This window comes from Pseudarthrobacter arbutini (genome assembly GCF_054510915.1).
Genome location: NZ_JBTNDQ010000014.1, coordinates 137,275 through 158,547, shown reverse-complemented (window position 1 = coordinate 158,547; position 21,273 = coordinate 137,275). Strand labels below are relative to the sequence as shown.

20 protein-coding genes are annotated in these 21,273 nt (G+C 65.5%); 17 read left to right on the top strand and 3 right to left on the bottom strand.

What is annotated here, in order from left to right; genetic code table 11:
* Positions 1-205 precede the first annotated feature (205 nt).
* Genes ACX80V_RS16665 through ACX80V_RS16655 form a run of 3 tightly spaced genes read left to right on the top strand, consistent with a single transcriptional unit; the run spans position 206 to position 3,357 of the window.
* Positions 206-1,555, top strand: coding sequence for an extracellular solute-binding protein (locus tag ACX80V_RS16665; RefSeq protein ID WP_485844071.1), 1,350 nt, complete (start codon positions 206-208; stop codon positions 1,553-1,555).
* A 3-nt stretch (positions 1,556-1,558) separates the two neighbouring features.
* Positions 1,559-2,476, top strand: coding sequence for a carbohydrate ABC transporter permease (locus ACX80V_RS16660; RefSeq protein WP_058932233.1), 918 nt, complete (start codon positions 1,559-1,561; stop codon positions 2,474-2,476).
* Entirely contained in the window at positions 2,473-3,357 is an 885-nt protein-coding gene (locus ACX80V_RS16655; RefSeq protein ID WP_485844070.1) for a carbohydrate ABC transporter permease, read from the top strand. The genes ACX80V_RS16660 and ACX80V_RS16655 overlap by 4 nt, the downstream gene beginning before the upstream one ends.
* Before the next feature lie 17 nt (positions 3,358-3,374).
* On the opposite strand, the gene ACX80V_RS16650 is transcribed toward ACX80V_RS16655, so the two are convergent.
* Positions 3,375-3,578, bottom strand: a complete 204-nt coding sequence (locus ACX80V_RS16650; RefSeq protein ID WP_056341538.1) for a hypothetical protein — start codon at positions 3,576-3,578, stop codon at positions 3,375-3,377.
* Between the two features lie 155 nt (positions 3,579-3,733).
* On the opposite strand from ACX80V_RS16650, the gene ACX80V_RS16645 reads away from it, so the two are divergent.
* The 8 genes from ACX80V_RS16645 to metE all read left to right on the top strand — a co-directional run bounded on the left by ACX80V_RS16645 (position 3,734) and on the right by metE (position 12,756).
* Positions 3,734-4,741 (top strand): AAA family ATPase, encoded by a 1,008-nt coding sequence (locus tag ACX80V_RS16645; RefSeq protein ID WP_485844069.1) that lies wholly within the window; start codon positions 3,734-3,736, stop codon positions 4,739-4,741.
* A 7-nt stretch (positions 4,742-4,748) separates the two neighbouring features.
* Positions 4,749-5,633: a DUF58 domain-containing protein gene (locus ACX80V_RS16640; protein ID WP_485844068.1), complete on the top strand. Its 885-nt coding sequence runs from the start codon at positions 4,749-4,751 to the stop codon at positions 5,631-5,633.
* Positions 5,623-6,093: a hypothetical protein gene (locus tag ACX80V_RS16635; protein WP_485844067.1), complete on the top strand. Its 471-nt coding sequence runs from the start codon at positions 5,623-5,625 to the stop codon at positions 6,091-6,093. The genes ACX80V_RS16640 and ACX80V_RS16635 overlap by 11 nt, the downstream gene beginning before the upstream one ends.
* Positions 6,084-7,112, top strand: a complete 1,029-nt coding sequence (locus tag ACX80V_RS16630; RefSeq protein ID WP_485844066.1) for a vWA domain-containing protein — start codon at positions 6,084-6,086, stop codon at positions 7,110-7,112. Before ACX80V_RS16635 ends, ACX80V_RS16630 begins: the two co-directional genes overlap by 10 nt.
* Positions 7,109-8,134: a VWA domain-containing protein gene (locus tag ACX80V_RS16625; protein ID WP_485844065.1), complete on the top strand. Its 1,026-nt coding sequence runs from the start codon at positions 7,109-7,111 to the stop codon at positions 8,132-8,134. Before ACX80V_RS16630 ends, ACX80V_RS16625 begins: the two co-directional genes overlap by 4 nt.
* The gene (locus tag ACX80V_RS16620; protein WP_485844064.1) at positions 8,131-9,018 is read left to right on the top strand and encodes a hypothetical protein; all 888 of its coding nucleotides are present in this window, start codon (positions 8,131-8,133) and stop codon (positions 9,016-9,018) included. The genes ACX80V_RS16625 and ACX80V_RS16620 overlap by 4 nt, the downstream gene beginning before the upstream one ends.
* Positions 9,019-9,394: 376 nt before the next feature.
* Entirely contained in the window at positions 9,395-10,360 is a 966-nt protein-coding gene (locus ACX80V_RS16615; RefSeq protein ID WP_485844063.1) for a methylenetetrahydrofolate reductase, read from the top strand.
* 56 nt (positions 10,361-10,416) lie between these two features.
* Entirely contained in the window at positions 10,417-12,756 is a 2,340-nt protein-coding gene (gene metE, locus ACX80V_RS16610; RefSeq protein ID WP_485844062.1) for a 5-methyltetrahydropteroyltriglutamate--homocysteine S-methyltransferase, read from the top strand.
* Positions 12,757-12,821: 65 nt separating this feature from the next.
* Here the strand turns inward: metE and ACX80V_RS16605 are convergent, their stop codons facing one another.
* Together ACX80V_RS16605 and ACX80V_RS16600 are read right to left on the bottom strand one after the other, a co-directional pair.
* On the bottom strand, positions 12,822-13,328 hold the full coding sequence (locus tag ACX80V_RS16605) for a DUF2004 domain-containing protein (RefSeq protein WP_056341533.1): 507 nt from the start codon (positions 13,326-13,328) through the stop codon (positions 12,822-12,824).
* Between the two features lie 45 nt (positions 13,329-13,373).
* The gene (locus ACX80V_RS16600; protein ID WP_252599504.1) at positions 13,374-14,291 is read right to left on the bottom strand and encodes a LysR family transcriptional regulator; all 918 of its coding nucleotides are present in this window, start codon (positions 14,289-14,291) and stop codon (positions 13,374-13,376) included.
* 180 nt (positions 14,292-14,471) lie between these two features.
* Between ACX80V_RS16600 and ACX80V_RS16595 the strand changes: the two genes are divergently transcribed.
* From ACX80V_RS16595 to nrdE, 6 genes are all read left to right on the top strand, one after another.
* Complete coding sequence (locus ACX80V_RS16595; protein ID WP_485844061.1) at positions 14,472-15,854, top strand: NAD(P)/FAD-dependent oxidoreductase; 1,383 nt, start codon at positions 14,472-14,474, stop codon at positions 15,852-15,854.
* Positions 15,851-16,582 carry a DUF1365 domain-containing protein gene (locus ACX80V_RS16590; protein ID WP_485844060.1) on the top strand — a complete coding sequence of 244 codons (732 nt, stop codon included), beginning with the start codon at positions 15,851-15,853 and terminating at the stop codon, positions 16,580-16,582. Before ACX80V_RS16595 ends, ACX80V_RS16590 begins: the two co-directional genes overlap by 4 nt.
* Entirely contained in the window at positions 16,579-17,952 is a 1,374-nt protein-coding gene (locus tag ACX80V_RS16585) for a class I SAM-dependent methyltransferase (protein WP_485844059.1), read from the top strand. Before ACX80V_RS16590 ends, ACX80V_RS16585 begins: the two co-directional genes overlap by 4 nt.
* A gap of 353 nt (positions 17,953-18,305) precedes the next feature.
* Complete coding sequence (gene nrdH, locus ACX80V_RS16580) at positions 18,306-18,551, top strand: glutaredoxin-like protein NrdH (protein ID WP_013601222.1); 246 nt, start codon at positions 18,306-18,308, stop codon at positions 18,549-18,551.
* Positions 18,552-18,608: 57 nt separating this feature from the next.
* Complete coding sequence (gene nrdI, locus ACX80V_RS16575) at positions 18,609-19,082, top strand: class Ib ribonucleoside-diphosphate reductase assembly flavoprotein NrdI (protein ID WP_200950610.1); 474 nt, start codon at positions 18,609-18,611, stop codon at positions 19,080-19,082.
* A 53-nt stretch (positions 19,083-19,135) separates the two neighbouring features.
* Entirely contained in the window at positions 19,136-21,256 is a 2,121-nt protein-coding gene (nrdE, locus tag ACX80V_RS16570; protein ID WP_248764138.1) for a class 1b ribonucleoside-diphosphate reductase subunit alpha, read from the top strand.
* The last annotated feature ends 17 nt before the right edge of the window (positions 21,257-21,273 follow it).

Below are 21,273 nucleotides of genomic sequence, written 5' to 3'. Positions count from 1 at the left end.
GTGCCGGGCCGGCGGATACCATCCCAGCAGACGCGCCGCTACGCGGGCATTACCAAATGATTCTTCGATAGCAGCTACGCGGGCATCTTTGATGAGTCAACGCGTCTCCTTGCCACTGGCCGGAGCCCCGTCTAGCATGTGGATATCGCCGCGGCTGGGGCCCGCAGGTACAGGGGACGGCAGCCATTGACTGAATGGAGCAACAATGCGCCGGGCCCTCAAAATCACTTCACTCATCGCTGCAGCGGGCTTTGTGCTGACGGCGTGTTCCCCTGCCGCCCCCGAAGCGGAGACCAAAACGCTGAAGGTGGTCTATCAAAAGACCGATTCCTTCACTGCCCTGGACACGCTCTTCCAGTCGGCCAAGCAGGAGTTTGAGGCCGCCAACCAGGGCGTCACGGTTGCCCTGGAGCCCATCCAGGCGAACGACGACGACTACGGCACCAAGCTTGCCCTCGCTCTCCGTTCGCCCTCCACCGCCCCGGACATCTTCTATGAGGACACCTTCAAGGTGCGTTCCGACGTCGACGCCGGGTACCTCCTGAAGCTGGACAGCCACCTTGAGGGGTGGAAGGACTGGGATACCTTCGATGCTGGCGCCAAGGCCGCCGGCCTGGGGGACGACGGCGGCACGTACGCGGTCCCGCTCGGCACCGACACCCGCGCCATCTGGTACAACAAAAAAGTGCTCACCGCCGCGGGCGTCAGCGTCCCGTGGGAGCCCCGCACGTGGCAGGATATCCTGGACACCGCCCGGAAAATCAAGGCCAGCGATCCCAGCGTGGTGCCCTTCAACATGTACGCCGGCAAGGCCTCCGGCGAAGGCACCGTGATGCAAAGCTTCTACGAACTGCTCTATGGAACCGGGTCCGAACTCTACGATGCCGACGCCAAGAAGTGGGTGGTCGGTTCCCCGGGGTTCGCGGATTCGTTGGGGTTCCTCAAGACCCTCTACGACGAAAAACTGGCCGTCTCCCCGGCGGAGGCCCTCGACGCCAATGTGTGGAAGAAGGTCTTCGGCGAATGGCTGCCGCAGGGCAAGATGGGCGCAACCGTGGAAGGCTCCTACTCGCCGTCGTTCTGGCAGAAGGGCGGCAGCTACGAGTGGGCCGAGTACGGGCAGGACATGGGCGTCACGGCGTTCCCCACCCAGAACGGCCAGGCACCCGGCGGCGTCAGCATGTCCGGCGGCTGGACCCTGGCGGTAGGAGCGGAGACCAAAAACCCCGACCTCGCGTTTGAGTTCCTCGCCACGGCACTGAACCAGAAGAACTCCCTGGCCTTCAACATCGCCAGCTCCCAGATCGCCGTGCGGAAGGACGTCGCCGCCGACGCCGGCTACCAGGCGGCCAACCCGTTTGTGAAGGACGTATCCGAGCTCGTGGCCGTCACGCACTACCGGCCGGCCACGGCCGACTACCCGCGGATTTCGGCGGCCGTCCAGGAGGCCACGGAAGCTGTGATCACCGGGGCGAAATCCCCGGAGCAGGCGGCCGCCGACTATGACACGGCGGTGAAGGGCATCGTCGGTGAGGCCAAGACCGTCGCCCAGTAGCCTGTGGCGGTTTCCCTAGGGCGTGACCGGTCCGGCCACCGGCGGCGTCGCCCCGGGCTCCGGCGCCAGGCACGGCTGCTCCCCGTACTCCCGGCAGTGGTTCTGCTGCTGGTGTTTTTGGCCGGCCCTGTGCTCTGGGCGTTCCACGCGTCATTCACCAACGCAGCCCTGACCGGCCGCAATGCCCGCAGTCCCGGCTGGATCGGGCTCGACAACTACGCCAGGCTCCTGTCCGATCCGGTGTTGCCGCTCTCGCTTGGCCTGACCGTCCTGTTTGTGGGCGGCTCTGCCATCCTGGGCCAGAACCTGCTGGGGCTCACCCTCGCGGTGCTGATGCGGCGGGCCCGCCGGACGGTGGCCGCCGCCGTCGGTACTGCGGTGGTGGCTGCGTGGGTGCTGCCCGAGATCGTGGCCGCCTTCGCCGCCTACGCGTATTTCAGCCGCGACGGGACGTTGAACCAGATGCTGGGCGGGCTGGGGATAGGGCAGACCGACTGGCTGTATTCGTTCCCGATGGTCGCCATCCTGCTTGCCAACATCTGGCGTGGCACGGCGTTCTCCATGCTCGTCTACCGCGCCGCACTCAATGACATCCCCGGTGAGGTCACGGAGGCCGCGCTGATGGACGGTGCCGGTGGCTGGCAGCGGCTGGCCTTCATCACCATACCCATGATCCGCGGCAGCATCGCCACCAACCTCATGCTCATCACCCTGCAGACGCTGGCGGTGTTCACCCTCATCTGGGTGATGACAGCGGGCGGTCCCGCCAACGCCAGCACTACGCTGCCGGTGCTGGCGTACCTGGAGGCCTTCAAGTTCGGCGACATCGGCTACGGCACGGCGGTGGCGTCGGTGCTGATCCTCATTGGCGTGGTGTTCGGTGCCGCCTACGTCCGGCTCCTGCGGGAGGGCAAACCATGACGACGACGGCGGGGACCTCCGCGCGGGGGCAGCTCCGGTCCGGGACTGGCGCAGTTTCCCGCGCCCAGCAGCGTGCCCGGATGCCGGCGGACGTTTCCCTGATCCTGATCGGTGCCTGCTTTGTCCTGCCGCTGCTCTGGCTGGTGTTTGCGTCCCTGGATGCCTCCGCCGGGCATGAGACAAGGCTCCCCGGTAGGGTCTCCCTGGAAAACTTTGCCGCCATCATGACGCAGGGGCTGCTGTTCCAGCCGCTTTGGAACAGCATGGTGTTGTCCGCCGGCACGGCCGCCGTGAACCTCGTGGCAGCAGTCCTGGCTGCCTACCCGCTGTCCCGCTACCAGTCCAGGTTCAATAAGCCGTTTATGTACACCATCCTGTTTGGAACCTGCCTTCCCATCACGGCCATCATGGTGCCGGTGTACGGGTTGTTTGTGCAGCTTCAACTGCTGGATTCGATGCCCGCCACGATCTTTTTTATGGCCACCACCACGTTGCCCATGGCCATCTGGATGACGAAGAACTTTATGGACGCAGTCCCGGTGTCGTTGGAGGAAGCGGCCTGGGTGGACGGTGCGTCAGGATTAACGGCGCTGCGGACCATCGTCCTGCCCCTGATGCAGCAGGGGCTTGGCGTGGTGTTCATTTTTGTGTTCATCCAGGCTTGGGGGAACTTCTTCGTCCCGTTCGTCCTGCTCCTGTCCGAAGCCCGGCAGCCGGCAGCGGTGTCGATCTTCAGCTTCTTCGGACAGCACGGCGCAGTGGCGTACGGCCAGCTGGCCGCCTTCTCCATCCTGTATTCAGTCCCGGTGCTGGCTCTCTATGTCATCGTGGCCAAGGGCGCGGGCAGTTCCTTCGCGCTCTCGGGTGCAGTGAAGGGCTAGCGGTGCCGGCCGGAACCTCAGTCGATGTCCTCCACCACCACGCCGAAGGGGATGCTGTCATCGAGGTGGGCCTGGTGGCCGGTGGGACCCGCGTTGTAGGTAACCCGGACACCATGGGATTTGTCGGCAGCGGACTGCTGCAGGACAGGCTTGACCGCAAGGATGAACCGCTCGCTCTTGTCGGCGAGAAACTCTTTGTAACTGGCTGGAAGCTCACTCATGGCAAAAGGATAGACCTGCAGAGCCGCGATGGGGAGGGGTCCCCATTGCGGCCGGACCGGGAGGTGTCTTGGATAAGATGGCGGACGGAGTGCAGCCGAACGGCAGCACACCCGGGCTAACATCCGTAGACCACCAGCCATCAGGGGGAAATCCATTGCTTCAGACCAGTGCGCCCGCACGAATCGAACCGGCGGAACTGGCCCGTGCACAGCAGGTGGTGGCGAACATTTCCCGCAGCTTCGATGCCAAGGTGGTGGGCCAGGCGCGGCTGCGTGAATCCCTGCTGGTGGGCCTGATGACCGGTGGGCACATCCTGCTGGAAAGTGTTCCGGGGCTGGCGAAGACCACCGCCGCCCAGACTGTGGCCGAAGCAGTCAGCGCAGAGTTCCGCCGGATCCAGTGCACGCCGGACCTGCTCCCCAGCGACATCGTGGGCACGCAGATCTACGACGCCGCCAAGGGCACCTTCATCACCCAGCTGGGGCCGGTGCACGCCAACATCGTCCTGCTTGATGAGATCAACCGCTCCAGCGCCAAGACCCAGAGCGCCATGCTGGAGGCCATGCAGGAGCGGCAGACCTCCATCGGGGGAGAGGAATACCGGCTGCCGTCCCCGTTCATGGTGCTGGCCACCCAGAACCCCATCGAGCAGGAAGGCACGTACCAGCTGCCGGAGGCGCAGATGGACCGCTTTATGCTCAAGGACGTGCTGGACTACCCCACGCCGGCCGAGGAAACGGAGATCATCCGGCGGATCGACGCCGGCGTCTTCACTGAGGCGCAGAAGCCTGCGGCCGCCGCCTCTTTGGACGCCGTCATTAGTGTGCAGGAGCTGGTGAAGCGGATCTATATCGACCCGGCCGTCATCAACTACATCGTGGGGCTGGTGTTTGTCACCCGGAACGCCGGGCAGTACATCGACCAGCGGCTCGCCGGCTTCATCGAGTTCGGCGCCAGCCCGCGCGCCAGCATTGCCTTCAGCCAGGCCGCCCGGGCAGTGGCACTTCTCAACGGCAGGGACCACGTGATCCCGGAGGACGTGAAGTCCCTCGCCCACCGTGTGCTCCGGCACCGCCTCATCCTGGGGTTCGACGCCGTTGCCGAGCAGGTGCCGGTGGAGACGATCATCGACGCGGTCGTGGCCTCCGTCCAGACTCCCTGAGGCAGCGGTGACCAGTCTCCTGCAGCGCGTGAAGGCGAAGATGGCCATCTTCGCCCACCGGAAAGCCCGCGGCATGCTCGACGGCGAATACGGTTCCGTCTTCCGCGGCCGCAGCCTCGACTTTGATGACTTGCGCGCCTATATCCCCGGAGACGATGTCCGCGACATCGACTGGAAGGCTACCGCCCGGTTCGGATCGCCTCTCATCAAACGGTATGTCGCCGTACGGCGCCAGACCGTCCTGCTGATTGCCGATACAGGCCGGGGAATGGCTGCAGAGTCCCGCGACGGCGAAACCAAAAAGGACATCGCCGTGATGGCACTCGGCGTGGTGGGCTACCTGGCGCACCGGCACGGCGACGTAGTGGGCCTGGTCTGCGGCGACCGCAACGGGACATGCTCCATTCCCGCCAAAGCCGGTGAGCCGCATCTGGAACGGCTCCTGCGCGAGGTTGACTCATCCACCTCCCTGGACTCAGGCCCGAGCAGGATCGAGGACCAGCTGGAATACGTGGCCCGCAACGTCAAGGGCCGGTTCCTGCTGTTTGTGGTGTCCGACGAACATGCCGCCGGCCCCGACACCGAACAGCTGCTCCGCCGGCTCCGTGCCCAGCATGAGGTCCTTTGGCTCACCATCCGGGACGCTGACTTGGCCGGGGAAGGAAACACCGGCCAGGACACCTTCAGCGTGGCAGACTCGTCGATGCTGCCAGCACATCTGGCAGCATCCCCGGCAGTCGCGGCGGCCTATGCCAAGGCAACAGGGGAACGGGACGCCGCCCGGCACGCCATGCTCCGTCGCGCCGGCATTACCCAAGGCCACGTGACCGGCAGCAGTGCGGTCATGACGGAACTCTTCGCCCTCCTGGAAAGGCACCGGCGTGCAGGCTGACCCGGGCATCTACGGACCCCTCCAGTACAGCCAGGCGTGGCTGTGGACCGGGCTCGCCCTTCTGGCAGCGGTCCTGGGCTGGTACGCGTTCGTTTTCCTGAGCACGCGCAAACCGAAGGTGACGGAGCAGGCGCCCCGGTTCACTCCGCCGTCGGACCTTGCGGGCCTCAAGGAGGCCTACCTGCAAAGGATCGACGCCGTCACGGCAGACGCCGCCGCCGGGCTGCTGACCGCACGGGAGTCGCACCAGGAACTGAGCCTGCTGGTCCGCCGGTTCGCCCGCGACGTCACCGGCATCGACGCCCCCAGGATGACCCTTGCGGAGCTGCACGGGCACCCACTGCCCCCAGTGGCCGAGGCCGTCCGCAAGATCTACCCGGGCGAGTTCGGCCTGGAACCGCTGCCGCCGGTCCCGCAATCGGCCGCGACTGCCCGCCAGGCGGTGCGGCAATGGAACTGATGTTCTGGTGGCTGATCCCTCCGGCGCTGGTCCTGGCGGCCCTGGCAGGATGGCGCGCCTTCCGCCCGGACCGACACGCAAACGCTCGACGGCGGCCGGTGGCCAATGCGGACCGCCTCACCGCGCTGCCCGAATACCAGGCGGCCCTCCGCCGGCACCGCCGCTGGCTGGCGGTGGCCGCTCTCGCGGCTGTAACCCTGCTGGTCTCTGCGGTGGCCGCTGCGGCGCGCCCGGTGGAGCTGACTACCATCCAGCCGGAGCAGCGCAACCGGGACATCATGCTGTGCCTGGACACGTCGGGCTCCATGAGTAGCGCCGACGCGGCCGTGGTGCAGGTGTTTGCCGAACTGGCGAAGGAGTTCGACGGCGAACGGATCGGCCTCACGGTCTTCGACAGCAGCGCCGTTCAGGTCTTTCCACTCACCGACGACTACGGGTACGTCCAGGAACAACTCCAGCTGGCCCAAGACGCGTTCGACGGAAAACCCGGCAGTGCGGGATTCCTGGACGGCACCTGGAACGGCCGCGGATCGTCGCTGATCGGCGACGGCCTGGCGTCCTGCGTCAACGGGTTCCCGGACACCGGCGCCGCGGATGCCCGCAGAGCGGAGACCGGCACTCCTGACGCCGGTCAGCGGCGCTCGCGGTCCATCGTCCTGGCAACGGACAACTACCTGTCCGGCGATCCCATCTTCACCCTGGAACAGGCGGCCGCCCTGGCCAAGGAGCGCGATGTGCGCGTTTACGCCCTGAACCCCGGCGACTTTGACTATGGACCCGGCCCCGGCCAGCCCGGAGCCAGGCTGCGCACAGCGGCCGAAGCCAGCGGTGGGGCATACCACCAACTGGACAGCCCGGATGCCGTGGTGGACATCGTCCGATCCGTGCAGGAAACCGAAGCCACGGCCATGAAGGGAGCACCCCGGGCCGTGGTCTCTGACAAGCCAGAGCTGCCCCTCGCGCTGGCGCTCCTGTCCGGCCTGGTGCTGGCTGGCGCATCGTGGAGGCTCCGGCCATGACACTGCAACCGATCCTGCCCTGGTGGGTTATGGCCCCGCTCATCGCCGCGACCGTGCTGTTTCTGGTCTGGCGCCTCGTCCAGGCATCGCGGGCACGCTCTGCCGGTACACGCCGCGACTGGCTGTTCAGGGGCGCCCTAATGGTGCTGCTCCTGGCTGCGGCGCTCCGGCCGGGTGTTCCCGGCGGAAGCTCCCAGGCCGCGGCGGCGGATGTCAACGTTTTCTTTGTAGTGGACACCAGCAGCAGCATCGTGGCCGAAGACTACGGCGACGGCTCGCCCCGGCTGGACGGGGTGCAGCAGGACATCATGGCCATCGCGGGTGAACTGGCCGGGGCCCGCTTTTCGCTCCTGACGTTCGACAGCAACGCCATTGTCCGGATGCCCCTCACCACCGACGCCACCGCCCTGGACACCAGCGTGTCCGTCCTGCAGCCGCAGGTCACGGCATTTTCGAAGGGCAGCAGCGTCACCGCTGCCGGAACCTTGCTGGCGGAGCGGCTGCGCGCCGCGCGGGACAGCCATCCAGAACGGCCGCGCCTGGTCTACTACCTGGGCGACGGTGAACAGACCGGCGCCAAGGCACCGGCGGCGATCAGGCTCGACGGCGGCCTGGTGGACGGCGGCGCGGTGCTCGGCTACGGCACCGCGGACGGCGGCCGGATGAAGGAAAACACGGGGCAGGGTTCGGGGCAGGACGCCGGCGCCGGCTACATCCAGGACCGGTCATCCGGAACCGGCAAGGATGCATTATCGGTCATCGACCAAGGCCGCCTGCAAGGGATTGCCGGTCAGCTGGGGGTGCCCTATGTCCACCGTTCGGCCGGAGACCCGGTGGCGCCGATGATGCAGGCCGCTGATCCCGGGGACTTCCAACGGGCACCGACGGATGCCGACGTCGCCGGGCGGACGGAGCACTACTGGCTCCTTGCCGCCGGAGCGTTCCTGCTGGCCCTCCGCGAGACATTCCTGGTGCTGCGTCAATACCGGCAGCTCCGGCCCGGACCGGGAGCTCGAACATGATGCGGCCAGCGCCCAAACCGGCACCGCAGAAACCGGCACCGCAGAAACCGGCACCGCAGAAACCGGCACCGCAGAAACCGGCACCGCAGAAACCGGCACCGCAGAAACCGGCGCCGCAGAAACCGGCACCGTCGGTGACCTCACGGGACCGGCGGGAGCGCCGCCGTCGGCTGTTGTGGTGGTCGGCGCTGCCCGCACTCCTGATCCTCTGCCTGTCCGCCAAGCTGCTCAGCGTGGGCATTCTCGCCGACACTGCTGCCCGGTCCTTCGCGGCCGGGGACTCCGTCGGCGTGGCGGATGCCGCCAGCGGACTGCGGACCGCCAATTTCATCGAACCGCACAAGGCGCCGTTCGCCGAGGGTGACGGCCTGTTCCTCGCCGGGGACTTCGCTGCCGCCCGCCAACGCTTCGAAGAAGCACTGTCCCTGGCGGGCACGGCCGACGAGTGCGTCGTCCAGGTCAACCTGGCCCTCACCATCGAACGCCTCGGTGACGCCGCGGCCAAAACAGAAGATCCGACGGCGGCGGCCCGGCTGTTCGCCGAAGGCGTTGCGGTAGTGGAGGCTGCTCCGGAGGGCTGCTTTGCCGCCGGCGCGGATGCCGGCGCTGATGCCCGCGCCGAATCCGGCGCGGGGGAGCAACTGAAACAGGCGGCGGAGCGGCTGCAGCAAAAGGCCGATGCAGTGGCTGCGGACAACACCACCCCGCAACCGCCGGAAGTGCCTGGGCAGGACGAGCTTCCGGCGGGTCCGGGCCAGCAGAGCCAGCTTGAGCAGCTGAGGGACAGCGCCAAGGAAGCCCAAGGCGAGCGGAATTCCGGGCAGGAGCGGGACGAGTACCTCCGGGACGATGACTTCGGGCGGGGTGTTGACCGGCCCTGGTAACAGGCCAAGGCAGCGGCGGGTCTGCAGTATGCCCCGATGAATCCGTTGACCAATATGGCGAAGAAAATTCTGCACCAATGCGAAACGCGCCGTAAAGCTGCGTCTTAATTCGGCGGCGGACTTGAAGGGTGCCCCGCGGGCTCCTAGAGTTCTATACAAGTTACCGAGGTAACGTGTCAGCGATCCTCCGATTGTGGAGGGTGTGGGTGCCCCCATGTGGGCCTGACATTTGCTCACGGACAACTTCATTACAGGCGTAACAGTCGCGGCTGCGTCCCTGTGGAGTTTTCCGTGTTCCCAAACTCAAATTCATTCCCGGGTTCACCGTCACATTTGCTGACAGGTAGCCGGCAATGGCCCAAAGCCAAGGACGCAAATGTCACCGCCAAGCCTTATTGAAACGCATCCGAACCTCACCGAGACTGCACCCGTGGCGCTCTCGTACGAGCTCTTCCCGCCCCGCTCGCCGGCTGCGGCCGAGTCGCTCTGGACTACCATCCGGGAACTGGAAACCACCGAGCCGGACTATGTCTCCGTCACTTATGGTGCCAGTGGCTCGAACCGGGACACCGCCGTCGAACTCATCAACAGGCTCCTCCTGGAAACCACGCTCCGGCCGCTCGCCCACCTCACCTGCGTGGGCAACACGCCGGAGGAACTGGCGGAGATCATCGGCGACCTCCTGGACACCGGCGTCCGGGGCATCCTGGCCCTCCGGGGCGACCAGCCCAAGGACGGTGCACCGCTCGCCGCAGGGTCACTGCGGTATGCGCAGGACCTGATCGAGCTCATCCGGCGGGTTGAACAGCGGCGGTCGGCCCTCCTGTGTGCAGGCAAGATCGCCGTGGGCGTCGCCGCGTACCCCACCCGGCACCCGGAATCACCCAGTGAAGCCCACGACGTCGAGGTGCTGCTCGCCAAGCAGCGCTCCGGCGCCGACTTTGCCATCACCCAGGTCTTCTTCCATACCGAGCAGTACGCGAACCTCATCAGCCGCGCACGCCGGGCCGGGGTCACCATCCCCATCATCCCGGGCGTTATGCCGCTCACCAGCCTGCGCCGGGTCACACGGCTCGGCGAACTGACCGGCGTTGAACCGGCACCGGAACTCCTGGCCCGCCTGGCCGCCGCGGACAGCGACGGCGAACGACTCCGGATCGGTGTCAGGGCCACGGTGGAGCTGGCCAACGCGGCCCTCGAGGCCGGAGCGCCCGGCATCCACATCTACACCTTCAACGAACACCAGAGCGCTCTGGAGGTGCTGGACAAACTGGCACTTCCGCGCCAGTCCCGTTCAGTTGGCCGCCGCAGCGCCACCCTCCGGCGCCAGCTCGCCAGCTGACCTTCCAACATCCGCCAGACCATTCACAGTTTCCACTAACACTCAAGGAATCTCCCATGACTGAACAGAACACCCCCGCCACTCCGTTCCCGGCCGCGTCACTCCTCGGCTACCCGCGCATCGGCCGCCGCCGCGAGCTCAAAAAGGCCATCGAAGCCTACTGGGCCGGCAAGATCGACGCTGCTGCCCTGGACGCCGCCGCCAAGGGCATCCAGCTGACCATCGCCAAGCGCCTGCAGGAACTGGGCCTCACCGAAGCCGCTGCTGTTCCGGGCACGTTCTCCTACTACGACCAGGTCCTGGACGCCACCGCCCATCTCGGCGCTGTCCCGGCCCGCTTCGGCAAGCTCCTCAACGCCGAAGGCCAGCTCGACATCGACGGCTACTTCACCCTGGCCCGTGGCAACAAGGACCAGCAGCCGCTGGAAATGACCAAGTGGTTCGACACGAACTACCACTACCTCGTTCCGGAGATCGGGCCGGAGACCGAGTTCACCCTCGCCTCCAACCGCATCGTTGAGGAATTCGAGTTCGCCCTGGCCAACGGCATCGAAACCCGCCCGTACATCGTTGGCCCGGTCACCTACCTGCTGCTCTCCAAGGCTTCGGATGAAGCCCCCGCAGGCTTCGCTCCGCTGTCCCGCCTCGAAGACGTCCTGCCGGTCTACGTGCAGCTGCTCGAGAGGCTCGCCGCCGCAGGCGCCAGCTGGATCCAGCTGGACGAGCCCGCCCTGGTTGTTGACCAGGACACCCCGGCCGCCGAAATCGAAGCAGCCGTTGCCCGCGCTTACGAAGTCCTCTCCGGTGCGGCCAAGCGCCCGCAGATCCTCGTCTCCACCCCGTACGGCGCCCTCGATGGCCAGCTGGGCACACTTGCCGCCACCAACATCGACGCCCTGCACATCGACGCCTTCAAGGGCGCGGTCCCGTCCGCAGCGGCCTTGGCCGGCCTCGGCAACAAGACCCTGGTTGCCGGCGTCGTGGACGGCCACAACATCTGGCGCAACGACCTCGCCGTCGCCGCCGCCAAGCTGGACGAACTGAAGGCTGCCGCCGGCCGGATCGCCGTCAGCACCTCCACCTCCACCCAGCACGTCCCGCACGACGTCACCGAAGAAGGCCAGCTCTCCGAGGAGCTGCGCAGCTGGCTCGCGTTCGCCGACCAGAAGGCCGTGGAAGTCAAGACCCTCGCGTCCTACCTGGCCGACCCGGCCTCGGCCAAGGCTGCCATCGACGAGGCATCCGCAGTCATCGCCGCCCGCGCCATCGCCGAAGGCGTCCGCCGCGACGACGTCCGGGCCCGCACCGAGGCCCTGACCGCAGCGGACTTCAGCCGCTCCGCCTACGCAGTCCGCGAAGCCGCCCAGGAAGAGGCCCTGCACCTCCCGCCGCTGCCCACCACCACCATCGGCTCATTCCCGCAGACGTCCGAGATCCGCTCGGCGCGAGCCCGCAACAATAAGGGCGCCCTCACCAACGAGCAGTACGAGCAGCTCATGAAGGACGAGATCAAGCGCGTTGTTGAGCTGCAGGAAGAGCTCGGCTACGACGTCCTGGTGCACGGCGAGCCTGAGCGCAACGACATGGTCCAGTACTTCGCCGAGAACCTCGAAGGCTTCGACGTCACGGTCCACGGCTGGGTCCAGTCCTACGGCTCACGCTGCACGCGCCCGTCCATCCTCTGGGGCGACGTCACCCGCAGCGCCCCCATCACGGTGGCCTGGGCCGAGTACGCCCAGTCGCTGACCAGCAAGCCCATGAAGGGCATGCTCACCGGGCCGGTCACCATCCTGGCCTGGTCCTTCGTCCGCGATGACCAGCCTCTGGGCGAGACCGCCAACCAGGTTGGCTTGGCCCTCCGCGACGAAATCGCGGACCTCGAGGCTGCCGGCATCAAGGTCATCCAGGTGGACGAGCCCGCACTGCGCGAACTCCTGCCGCTGCGCAAGGCCGACCACGCCACGTACCTGAAGTGGTCAGTGGATTCCTTCCGCCTGGCCACCGCCGGTGCGGCCGACGCCACGCAGATCCACACCCACCTCTGCTACTCGGAGTTCGGGGTGATCATTGACGCCATTGACGGCCTCGACGCAGACGTCACCTCCATCGAAGCGGCACGGTCCCGCATGGAGGTTGTCCACGACCTCGAGTCCCACGGCTTCGGCCGCGGCGTTGGCCCGGGCGTCTACGACATCCACTCGCCGCGTGTTCCGGGCGAAGCCGAGGTCACCGAACTCCTGGCCACCGCCGTCAAGCACGTCCCGTCCCGCCAGCTCTGGGTCAACCCGGACTGCGGCCTGAAGACCCGCGGCTACGCCGAGACCGAAGAGTCCCTGCGCAACCTGGTCAAGGCCACCAAGACGGTTCGCGCCGGCCTGCTGGAATCCGCCAAGTAACCCACCGCATTAACGCCGGCGGCCGGTCACCGAAAGGTGACCGGCCGCCGTCGTGCGTTAAGGGTTCAGGACTCCCAGAGGATTTCGTCGTCCACCACGCCGTCTTCGTCGGCGGCTACCACCAGGACCTCGTCCGTGAAGTGTGAGCCCAGGGTGAAGTCCATGACAAAGTAGCGCTCGGGCTGGCCGGGGAAAATGCCCACGTGGCCGAGCTTGAGGGCTTTGAGGAAGACGTCGTTGGTGAGCTGGCTGCGTTCCTCCACGCCGAAGACTTTCTGCAGGTGCTCGTCCTTGAGGGCGCTGCAGTGGAAGTGGAGGTATTCCTGGGGGCTGGTGCCTTCCTGCTCCAGCTCCTCGGCGATCATCTGCCGCACCTCATCTACCAGCTCGGGGAGGAACCGCAGCCGGTAGTCCACCTTGTGCATGGCCGCTTCGTCAAAGTGGTCGTGGGCGTTGATGTTCAGGTCGAGTTCCAGTACCTGGCCACCCAGCTCATGTTTGGCGGCGATGTTGTGATCCCTGCCGTGGTTGAGCTCGATTTCTCCAAAGTGCTGGCTCGCTACCCTGTTCATACCTTCAACATAGACCCCAAGTGCCGCGCTTTCCAGCATTCCGGGCTAATTGCCTGAGGACCCCGCAGCAGCCATCGTCTCGGCGAGCAGGTCCACAAACAGCTGCACGCGGGCGGTCTTCTTCTCGTTGATGAGCAGGGCAAACACGTTCCGGGCCAGCCGGATCTCGGGAACGTCCAGCACTACTACGCCGGCCGGCCGGTTCCGCAATGCGAGCTCGGGCACCAGCGCCGCGCCCAGTCCGGCGGCCGCCATTTCGAGGCTGGCATGGAAGTCGTCGCTGTGGGCCACCACGCGCGGATGCAGGTTGCAGCTGGCAAAGAGCCGTTCGATCACCACGGCGTCGGGGCTCCCGGGGTGGTGCATGATCCAGGGCAGCTCGGACAGATGGTCAGCGGCCACCTTGGCGTCCGTGCGGAACCCCCAGCCCGCGGGGAGCACTACGCGGAAGTTGTCATCGCCGATCCACTGCCGGTTAATAGTGTGCGGCCAGGCGAGCCCGGACTGGCCCACCTGGAAAACGAGGGCCACGTCCAGCTCTCCGCCGGTGCGCAGTCCCTGGATGGTCTGGGCCGGTTCGGCCACCGTTACTTTGAGGTCGATGGCCAGGTCCTTCCACGCCGGATTCTTCAGGATGCGCGGGAGGACGTAGGTTGCCAGGCTGGGGAAGATTCCCAGCCGGAGCTCCTGGCTGGTGCTGCTGTGTGTCTTGGAGGCTGCCGCCATCAGGGCTTCGATGTCCGTCAGCACCTTCGCGGCGTGCCGGGTCATCACTTCCGCGGCTTCCGTGGGGACCACGCTGCGGGCCGAACGCTGGAACAGGACCACGCCCGTCTCGCGTTCGAGGGCGGACATCTGTTGCGAGACAGCCGACGCCGTGTAGCCCAGGCGTGCCGCTGCGGCCGCGAACGAGCCCAGCCGGGTAACTTCCAGGAGGGTCTTCAGATGTACGGGATTTACCAACGCTGTCCTTCGGTCAGGGCCGCCTTGGCACTGCGGTGTGCCGGGGATGGAACGCCCGCTTCATTCTGGCACAAAGATTTACGGCAAACTCAGTCATCCACCGGCCCCACTGCGTCGAACTGCCCTTAGAGAGTTTGCACCGAGCAAGCGCACATACAGTCCGAGCAGGGGAGCAGAACAGTGTCTTTGGCAGGGAACTCGACCTTCAAGCCGCAGGGACGGCGCATCGCGGTCGTGGGCAGCGGAGTGGCCGGCCTGACGGCCGCGTATGTCCTGAACCGGCACGACAACGTCACCCTTTTCGAGGCGGACAGCAGGCTGGGCGGCCACGCCCACACCCACAATGTCGCGCAGCCGGATGGATCCGTCCTCGGCATCGACACCGGCTTTATCGTCCACAACGAGCGGACCTATCCCACCCTGCTGCGGCTGTTCGCCGAGCTGGGCGTGGAGACGCAGGACTCCGAAATGAGCATGTCTGTCCGCTGTGATGGCTGCGGCCTGGAGTACGCCGGGGCCCGTGGGGGCGGCCGCGGGATCATCGCCCGCCCGTCCAGCCTGCTGCGCGGACGCTACCTGCTGATGCTGCTGGAGGTCATGCGCTTCTACCGCAGGGCCCGCGCTCTGATTGAGTCAGCTCCAGCGTCCGACGCCGGCCCTGGTGCGGGCGGCGCGGAGCTGACCCTCGGTGACTTCCTGGCAAAGGAACGCTTCAGCAAGTACTTCATCTCCCATTTCACGACGCCGGTGGTCAGCGCGGTCTGGTCATGCGATCCCACCACGGCACTGTCCTATCCGGCGCGCTACCTCTTCACGTTCCTGGGCCACCACGGCTTGCTGGGCGTCAAGGGTTCGCCGCAGTGGCGGACCGTCACCGGCGGTTCGGGGCAGTACGTGGAGAAGTTGGCCGCCACGCTCCCGGACATCAGGCTTAGCAGTCCGGTCACCGCTATCCGGCGCCACGCCCTCGGCGTGGAAGTGGACACCGATCACGGAGTGGAGGATTTCGAGGCCGTGGTCATTGCCACCCACCCGGCCCAGGCCCTGAGCTTCCTCGCGGACGCCACGCCGGCCGAAAAGGAAGCCCTGGGGCAGATGCCGTACTCCGTCAACCACACCGTTTTCCACCGGGACCCGGCCGTCCTGCCCGCCGCGGACAATGCCAGGGCGTCCTGGAACTACCGTCTCCCGGACTGCGAAGCCCGCCCGGACAAGGTCCTGGTCAGCTACGACCTCACCCGGCTGCAGCGCCTGGAGCCTGCCGATGGCCTGCCGTACCTGGTGAGCCTGGGGGAGTCCGAGCTCATCGCGCAGGACCGGGTGCTGGAACATTTGGTCTACGAACACCCCCAGTACACCCCCGAATCACTGCGGGCACAGCAGCGCATTGCGGCCCTGAGCGATGACCGCATCGCCTACGCCGGCGCCTACCTGGGCTGGGGGTTCCATGAGGACGGCGCCCTGGCCGGTGTCCGTGCCGCCGCGAGCCTGGGACGAACTTGGGATACGCCCGCTACTCAGGCACCCGAGCCCGAACTGCTCTCTGCCTCGGAGGGCGCATGAGCTCAACCGCAGCCATCTACCGCACGTCCATTTCCCACGTGCGCCAGACGCCGCTTAAGAATGCGTTCACCTACCGGAGCTACAGCTGGTTTGTGGACGTGGACCGGCTCCCGGTTCTGCCCCGGCTCATGCGGCCGCTGGCTGTCTTCCGGGCCGCCGACCACCTGGGTGATCCCGACGCCACCATCCGCAGCAACGTGGAACGGTTCCTGCGGACCCGGGGGATAGAGCCCGACGTCGGGGCCATCCGGATGCTGACCAGCGCCCGGGTTTTCGGCCACGTCTTCAACCCGCTCACCCTCTTCTGGTGCTACCGGATGTCCGGGGAGCTGCAGTGTGTCATTGCCGAGGTCCACAACACCTACGGCGAACGCCACTGCTACCTGCTGGAAACGGATCCTTCCGGCCGGGCCAGCGTGCCCAAGGCCTTCTACGTTTCACCGTTCAATGACGTTGACGGGCAGTACCGGATGAAGCTGCCCGCACCGGAGCAGCGGCTGTCCGTCTCCATCGTCCTGGAGCGGGAAGGGCAGCGGCCGTTCGCCGCGACCATGGACGGGGACCGGCGCCCGGCCACCGTCAGGAACATCCTGGCAGCGGCCGTGGCCGTCCCGGCAGCGCCGCTGCTGGTATCGGCGCTGATCCGGGTTCAGGGCATCAAACTCTGGGCGCGACGCCTGCCAGTCATCAAAAAACCACATCACCCCTCACAGGAGGCAGTCCAATGACCATGACCGATGAAAACGGAACAGCCGCGACTGCGGAGGTCTCCGCCGCGAAGTCAGCCGCACGGCACCCGGTGACAGGGCATACTGCTGCCGGGGTACCGGCGTCACCGGCCACCATCGATCCGGAAGTGTGGCCCGGTGTTGCCCACGCGCCGTCGGGCACTAAAGCGCTGGTGGCGGGCAAGGCCGCCGGCCTGCTGTTCAAGGCGGCCGTACGCCGGCTGCCCCTGCGCATTGCCTACCCGGACGGTTCGGTGCTGGGCACCGGCGGCCCGGACGCACCGGTGATGACCATGCTCAGGCCGGCAGCGTTCGAAGTGCGGATCGGTGACAACGGCCTGATCGGGCTGGGCGAATCCTTTATGGCGGGGGACTGGGAAGCATCAGACCTCGCCGGGGTGCTGGAGGTCTTCGCCGCGTCTGTGGACACGTTGATCCCCGCACCGCTCCAGAAGCTGCGGACCCTGTACCTGCCGCGGACGCCGCGGCAGGAACGCAACGAAGAGCACAACACACGCAGCAACATCTCGCGGCACTACGACCTCTCAAACGAGCTCTTCTCCAACTTCCTGGACACCACCATGAGCTACTCCTCGGCGCTCTTCCCGCTGAGCGACGGTGCACTGGATTCGGTCCCGTGGGACGCCTTGGCGGAAGCCCAGCAAGCCAAGATCGACAGGCTGCTGGACAAGGCCGGCGTCGGATCCGGCACGCGGCTGCTGGAGATCGGCACCGGCTGGGGTGAGCTGGCCCTCCGGGCAGCAGCCCGCGGTGCCACTGTCTACAGCGTGACGCTCTCCAGTGAGCAGCGGGCGCTGGCGCAGGAACGGATTGCAGCCGCCGGCTACGCAGACCAGGTGACCGTGGCGCTGCAGGACTACCGCGCCGTGGAAGGCGAGTTCGATGCCGTTGTGTCAGTGGAAATGGTCGAGGCGGTTGGCTATGAGTACTGGCCCATCTACTTCCAGACCATCGACCGCGTGCTGGCCCCGGGCGGGAAGGTGGCCATCCAGGCCATCACCATGCCGCACGGCCGCATGCTGGCCACCCGCAACGCGTACACCTGGGTGCACAAGTACATCTTCCCCGGCGGGTTCCTGCCGTCCGTGCGGGCCATCGAAAGCGTGACCCAGCAGCACACCACCCTCCGGGTGCGGGAGCGGATGGGCCTGGGCGATCACTACGCCGCGACCCTCCGCCTCTGGGAGGAACAGTTCATCGCGCGCTCGCAGGAGGTGGGCGGGCTGGGGTTCGACGCCGTTTTTCAGAGGATGTGGCTGTTCTACCTGTGCTATTCACGGGCGGGATTCCAGTCCGGCTACCTGGACGTGCAACAGATTGTCCTGGACCGCCGGGAGGCTCTGCTGTAGCTGGTTAGGTTCATCACTTCGCAGGGGTCCTGGAGGCATCTTCAGGGCCCCTTTTGCGTGCCCGGCACCAGATGTAGTGGTCCGCCCACGATGCGCGACACGCCGTCCAGCACGCGACACGCGGGGCGTTAATTGTGGCTAAGTACTCCACAGGGTGTGGATTTCGTCCGCAAAAATGGCGGGATTCCGGACATTTTGAGGGCGCTTGCCTGTGGATTAAAAGTGCATTAAATGACATACTTGTAATACATCATCTTGGGGTTCCGAAGAGCCGTCTGCACTACATGTAGTATCGACGTACAGCTTGGGCAGGACTAAGACGAGCGAAGATTTCGATAAAGGGGACAGGGACAATGACCGTTACGGTTTACACCAAACCTGCGTGTGTACAGTGCAACGCAACCTACCGTGCGCTGGACAAAAAGGGCATCACTTACCAGAGCGTTGACATTTCCCAGGACGCCGAGGCCCTCGAGCGCCTAAAGGCGCTGGGCTACATGCAGGCACCTGTTGTAGTCACGGACCAGGACCACTGGTCAGGCTTCCGCCCGGACAAGATCGAGGAACTGGCACTGTCTGCCGTTTCCTCCGTGGCCTAAGGCCTTAAACTTTTCGCCAGCCGGCAACTTTCAATCCGCACACATGAGGTGACTCCCGTGTCAGCACTGGCAGTAGCCAGGGCCCAGGTGGCCCCGTTGGCGCCTGTCACCACACAGAGCCAGCTCATCTACTTTTCCTCCACCTCCGAGAACACCAGCCGCTTTGTCGCGAAGCTCGGATGTGAGCTGGCACGGATCCCGCTCCATGCAAAGGATGCACCCCTTCTCGCCACCCGGCCTTACGTCCTGGTAGTGCCGACGTACGGGGGCACCGGGGGAGAGGGCTCCGTGCCCAAGCAGGTGATCCGCTTTCTGAACGACCCGCAGAACAGGCAACTGATCCGTGGGGTTATCGGCGCAGGCAACACAAACTTCGGGGACAACTACTGCATGGCCGCGGACATTATTGCCGCCAAGTGCAACGTCCCCCGGCTTTACAGATTTGAACTAATGGGCACGCCAGAAGACGTCGCCCGCGTACACAATGGATTGGACACGTTTTGGACACGACTGTCGCAGACACAGAAGTAACCAGGGCCGAAGGCCAGGGCACCCGCGCAGGCGCTGCCGTCGAAAAGCCCGAGATGCCGGCCGCCTATAAGGGTCTGGGCTATCACGAGCTCAACGCCATGCTGAACCTGTACGGTCCGAACGGCGAGATCCAGTTCGAGGCCGACCGCGAGGCTGCACACCAGTACTTCCTGCAGCACGTGAACAACAACACCGTGTTTTTCCATGACCTGGAAGAGAAGCTCGACTACCTGGTGAAGAACCAGTACTACGAGCGCGAAACCCTCGACCAGTACACGATGAACTTCATCCGCGAGCTCTACAACCGCGCGTACAAAAAGAAGTTCCGCTTCGAGACTTTCCTGGGCGCGTTCAAGTTCTACACGTCCTACACGCTGAAGACGTTCGACGGCAATCGATTCCTGGAGCGCTACGAGGACCGCGTCTGCATGGTGGCCCTTCACCTGGCCCGTGGTGACGAGAAACTCGCCCTGCAGATGGTGGACGAGATCATCGAAGGCCGCTTCCAGCCGGCCACGCCCACGTTCCTGAACGCCGGCAAGAAGCAGCGCGGCGAGCTGGTCTCCTGCTTCCTGCTCCGCATCGAAGACAACATGGAATCGATCGGCCGGTCCATCAACTCGGCGCTGCAGCTGTCCAAGCGCGGCGGCGGTGTGGCGTTCGCGCTGACCAACATCCGCGAAGTGGGCGCCCCGATCAAGCAGATCGAGAACCAGTCCTCCGGCGTCATCCCCGTGATGAAGCTCCTCGAGGACAGCTTCTCCTACGCCAACCAGCTCGGTGCCCGCCAGGGTGCGGGTGCGGTGTACCTGCACGCGCACCACCCGGACATCTACCGCTTCCTGGACACCAAGCGCGAGAACGCGGATGAGAAGATCCGCATCAAGACCCTCTCGCTGGGCGTTGTCATCCCGGACATCACGTTCGAGCTGGCCAAGAAGGACGAGGACATGTACCTGTTCTCCCCGTACGACGTCGAGCGCGTCTACGGCATGCCGTTCTCCGATGTCTCGGTCACCGAGAAGTACTACGAGATGGTGGACGATTCCCGGATCAAGAAGACCAAGATCAAGGCGCGCGAGTTCTTCCAGACCCTCGCCGAGATCCAGTTCGAATCCGGCTACCCGTACATCATGTTCGAGGACACCGTGAACCGGGAAAACCCGATCGACGGCAAGATCATCATGTCCAACCTGTGCTCGGAGATTCTCCAGGTTTCGCAGCCCACCACGTACCACGATGACCTGTCCTACGACCAGACCGGCAAGGACATCTCCTGCAACCTGGGCTCGCTGAACATCGCGAAGGCCATGGACAGCCCGGACTTCGGCCTGACCATCGAGACGGCCATCCGGTCCCTCTCGGCGGTCTCGGACATGTCCAACATCACCTCGGTGCCGTCCATCGCCCGCGGCAACGACCAGTCCCACGCCATCGGCCTGGGCCAGATGAACCTGCACGGCTACCTGGCCCGCGAGCGGGTCCACTACGGTTCCGAAGAGGGCCTGGACTTCACCAACATCTACTTCTACTCGGTGGTGTACCACGCGGTCCGCGCCTCCAACCTGCTGTCCATCCAGACCGGACAGACCTTCGGCGGCTTCGAGAAGTCCAAGTACGCCTCGGGCGAGTTCTTCGACAAGTACACGGAGCAGGAGTGGGTGCCGCAGACCGAGAAGGTTGCGGAGCTGTTCAAGAACATCCACATCCCCACCCAGGATGACTGGCGCGAGCTGAAGGCCTCCGTTATGGAGCACGGCATCTACAACCAGAACTTGCAGGCCGTCCCGCCGACGGGCTCGATTTCCTACATCAACAACTCCACCTCCTCGATCCACCCGGTGGCGTCCAAGATCGAAATCCGCAAGGAAGGCAAGCTGGGCCGCGTGTACTACCCGGCGCCGTACCTGACGAACGACAACCTGGAGTACTACCAGGACGCGTACGAGCTCGGCTACGAGAAGGTCATCGACACATACGCCGCAGCCACCCAGCACGTGGACCAGGGCCTGTCCCTGACGCTGTTCTTTAAGGACACGGCCACCACGCGTGACATCAACCGGGCCCAGATCTACGCCTGGAAGAAGGGCATCAAGACCATCTACTACATCCGTCTCCGCCAGCTCGCGCTGGAGGGAACCGAGGTGGACAACTGTGTTTCTTGCATGCTGTAGTTGTAGCTTCAACTAAA

What these genes read in the sequence shown, in the direction of transcription:
- ACX80V_RS16665 (WP_485844071.1), top strand. Translation starts at nt 206, where the DNA reads ATGCGCCGGGCCCTCAAAATCACTTCACTCATCGCTGCAGCGGGCTTT.
- ACX80V_RS16655 (WP_485844070.1), top strand. Translation starts at nt 2,473, where the DNA reads ATGACGACGACGGCGGGGACCTCCGCGCGGGGGCAGCTCCGGTCCGGG.
- ACX80V_RS16650 (WP_056341538.1), bottom strand. Translation starts at nt 3,578, where the DNA reads ATGAGTGAGCTTCCAGCCAGTTACAAAGAGTTTCTCGCCGACAAGAGC.
- ACX80V_RS16630 (WP_485844066.1), top strand. Translation starts at nt 6,084, where the DNA reads ATGGAACTGATGTTCTGGTGGCTGATCCCTCCGGCGCTGGTCCTGGCG.
- ACX80V_RS16625 (WP_485844065.1), top strand. Translation starts at nt 7,109, where the DNA reads ATGACACTGCAACCGATCCTGCCCTGGTGGGTTATGGCCCCGCTCATC.
- ACX80V_RS16620 (WP_485844064.1), top strand. Translation starts at nt 8,131, where the DNA reads ATGATGCGGCCAGCGCCCAAACCGGCACCGCAGAAACCGGCACCGCAG.
- ACX80V_RS16615 (WP_485844063.1), top strand. Translation starts at nt 9,395, where the DNA reads ATGTCACCGCCAAGCCTTATTGAAACGCATCCGAACCTCACCGAGACT.
- metE (WP_485844062.1), top strand. Translation starts at nt 10,417, where the DNA reads ATGACTGAACAGAACACCCCCGCCACTCCGTTCCCGGCCGCGTCACTC.
- ACX80V_RS16605 (WP_056341533.1), bottom strand. Translation starts at nt 13,328, where the DNA reads ATGAACAGGGTAGCGAGCCAGCACTTTGGAGAAATCGAGCTCAACCAC.
- ACX80V_RS16590 (WP_485844060.1), top strand. Translation starts at nt 15,851, where the DNA reads ATGAGCTCAACCGCAGCCATCTACCGCACGTCCATTTCCCACGTGCGC.
- ACX80V_RS16585 (WP_485844059.1), top strand. Translation starts at nt 16,579, where the DNA reads ATGACCATGACCGATGAAAACGGAACAGCCGCGACTGCGGAGGTCTCC.
- nrdH (WP_013601222.1), top strand. Translation starts at nt 18,306, where the DNA reads ATGACCGTTACGGTTTACACCAAACCTGCGTGTGTACAGTGCAACGCA.
- nrdE (WP_248764138.1), top strand. Translation starts at nt 19,136, where the DNA reads ATGCCGGCCGCCTATAAGGGTCTGGGCTATCACGAGCTCAACGCCATG.